4 protein-coding genes are annotated in these 2,484 nt (G+C 73.9%); 2 read left to right on the top strand and 2 right to left on the bottom strand.

Annotation, left to right across the window (positions count from 1 at the left end):
* Positions 1–203, bottom strand: a 203-nt coding sequence (locus GTW08_RS31485) for a hypothetical protein (RefSeq protein WP_237453538.1), incomplete at its 3' end; no start/stop codon positions are given.
* A 270-nt stretch (positions 204–473) separates the two neighbouring features.
* On the opposite strand from GTW08_RS31485, the gene GTW08_RS04690 reads away from it, so the two are divergent.
* Positions 474–1,022, top strand: a complete 549-nt coding sequence (locus tag GTW08_RS04690; protein WP_073577700.1) for a L,D-transpeptidase — start codon at positions 474–476, stop codon at positions 1,020–1,022.
* 69 nt (positions 1,023–1,091) lie between these two features.
* On the opposite strand, the gene GTW08_RS04685 is transcribed toward GTW08_RS04690, so the two are convergent.
* Complete coding sequence (locus GTW08_RS04685; RefSeq protein ID WP_073577699.1) at positions 1,092–2,069, bottom strand: 4-hydroxy-3-methylbut-2-enyl diphosphate reductase; 978 nt, start codon at positions 2,067–2,069, stop codon at positions 1,092–1,094.
* Between the two features lie 113 nt (positions 2,070–2,182).
* Between GTW08_RS04685 and GTW08_RS04680 the strand changes: the two genes are divergently transcribed.
* A partial coding sequence (locus GTW08_RS04680) for a lipid droplet-associated protein (protein WP_161151460.1) occupies positions 2,183–2,484 on the top strand: 302 nt, incomplete at its 3' end.

Below are 2,484 nucleotides of genomic sequence, written 5' to 3'. Positions count from 1 at the left end.
TCCCGGTCCCGCACGACGGGCACCGCCCGCACCGGGTCGGCCACCGGGTCGGCACCGACCGGTTCCGCGCGCCGCGACACGGCCCGCACCGGGTCCACCGGCCGTACCGGGTCCACCGGCACCGGGGTCTCGCGCACCGGATCCGTCGCACGGTCGGCCGGGACCGCGCGGTCCGGCTCCTCGCGCGCCGGGTCCTCACGCACCGACCCGTCCCGCTCCGAGCCCTCCCGCGGATCGACACGCGGCGCGACCGGCCGGACACGCCGCGACACCCGCTGACGGCCGTCCGGCGCAGCCACGGTCGTCCGGACGCATCCGCCCAGGTGGACGGCCGGAACGTACCCCGCAGACCGCCCGGGTGGCGACGGATCGGACAATGGGAGCAACCCACTGCACTCCCGAGCGTCTTCCCATCGGGGGGCACGGCGTGACCCCGCCGCTCCCCGACGCACGACGGAACCACTGGAGAGCCATTGTCGACCACCCGCAGCCCCCGCAGGACGCGACCCGCGATCGTCGTCGCGCTGGTCGCCGCGACCGTCGCGCTGATCGGCGTCGGCACCGCGGTCGCCGGGACCCCGGCCGCGCAGGCCTTCCGGGACCAGCCGCTCGTCGCGGGCACCCCGTGCACCGTCACGGCCCGGGCCTGCGTCGATCTCGACACCCAGCGCTCCTGGCTGTTCACCGACGGGAAGATCACCCACGGGCCCGTCCCGGTCGCCATCGGCGGCCCGGGCAAGGAGACCCCGGTCGGCCACTCCCTGCGGGTCTACCGCAAGGAGCAGCTGCACAAGAGCGGCGAGTACACGATGACCAACGGCGAGCCCGCCCCGATGCCGTGGGCGGTGTTCTTCCAGGACGGCGGCATCGCCTTCCACGAGGGCCGCACCGACACCCCGTCGGCGGGCTGCGTCCGGCTCACCCCGGAGAACGCGAAGCTCTGGTTCGACACCCTGCAGATCGGCGACCAGGTGCAGGTCGTGTCGGCGAAGCAGGTCCAGGCGGACCGCGCCGCGGGCTGACCCCCCGCCCCGTACACACGTGAGGCCCCGGACCGAGTCGGTCCGGGGCCTCCGTCGTGTGTGCCGCGGTCAGTTCACCGGGGTCAGGCCCAGCGACCGGCCGCGCGGCGGGCGCAGCTCGCGGGGCAGCGAGAAGGTCAGCGTCTCCTCGGCGGTGTCGACCTCCTCGACCGAGCCGAAGCCGCGCTCGGCGAGGTACTCGACGACACCCTGCACCAGGATCTCCGGGACCGACGCACCGCTGGTGATCCCGACCGTCGTGACGCCGTCGAGCCAGGACTCGTCGATCTCGCGGGCGTAGTCGATCAGGTACGAGGCACCGGCCCCGGCGCCCAGTGCGACCTCGACCAGACGCACCGAGTTCGACGAGTTCCGCGACCCGACGACCAGCACCAGGTCGCAGCGCGGCGCCATCGTCTTCACCGCGACCTGGCGGTTCTGCGTGGCGTAGCAGATGTCGTCCGACGGCGGGTTCTGCAGCTTCGGGAACCGCTCGCGCAGCGCACGGACGGTGTCCATCGTCTCGTCGACGCTCAGCGTGGTCTGCGACAGCCACACGACCCGCTCCGGGTCGCGGACGGTCACGGAGTCGACGTCGGCGGCGGACTCGACGAGCTGGATGTGCTCGGGCGCCTCACCGGAGGTCCCCTCGACCTCCTCGTGCCCGGCGTGCCCGACGAGCAGGATGTCGTAGTCCTCGCGGGCGAACCGCTTCGCCTCCTGGTGGACCTTGGTCACCAGCGGGCAGGTCGCGTCGATGGTCTGCAGGCTCCGGCCCGCGGCCTCGTCGCGGACCGCGGGCGAGACGCCGTGCGCGGAGAACACCACGTGCGCGCCCTCCGGAACCTCCGACGCCTCGTCGACGAAGATCGCACCGCGCTCGCGCAGCGTCTCCACCACGTGCTTGTTGTGCACGATCTCCTTGCGGACGTACACGGGGGCGCCGTACTGGTCGAGCGCCTGCTCCACCGCCTCGACGGCACGGTCGACGCCCGCGCAGTAGCCGCGGGGCTTGGCGAGCAGGACCTGCTTGGCAGAACCGGACATGGCTCCCAGGGTACGGACCGGCCCGGGAGCGGGCAGCCGTACGTGACCGGCCCGACCGGCGCCCGGTGCGCCCGGCGCGACAGGCGGCCACGGATCAGGGGACAATGGCGTGCATGTCTCCGCTGCCGTTCCCCGTGCGGATCGCCGCCGGCCTCGTCGTGACCGCCGTCGAGCAGGCCCGAGAGCTGCCGCGGCACGCCGTCGAGCTGCCGGTGACCGCGGTCAGCCAGGCGCTGCAGGTGTCCATGCGGCTCCAGCAGCGGATCACCGAGCTGGCCATCAAGGGCGACCGCGCGCTGGGCACCCTGCGTCCCGCCGACGACCTCCCCAGCTGGGCGACCTTCGACGACGATCTGGCCGACGGCGCCGACCTGTCGCTGCCCGACCCGGAGCCGATCGCCCCGCCGCTGCCGCC

Origin of the sequence: Pseudonocardia sp. SID8383, from assembly GCF_009864975.1 — a bacterium.
In the GTDB taxonomy this organism is placed as follows: Bacteria; Actinomycetota; Actinomycetes; order Mycobacteriales; family Pseudonocardiaceae; genus Pseudonocardia; species Pseudonocardia alni.
This window is presented reverse-complemented; position numbering and strand designations above follow the sequence as displayed.

Bases quoted from the DNA above. Each gene is read 5' to 3' on its own strand.
- GTW08_RS04685 (WP_073577699.1), bottom strand. From the start codon at position 2,069: ATGTCCGGTTCTGCCAAGCAGGTCCTGCTCGCCAAGCCCCGCGGCTAC.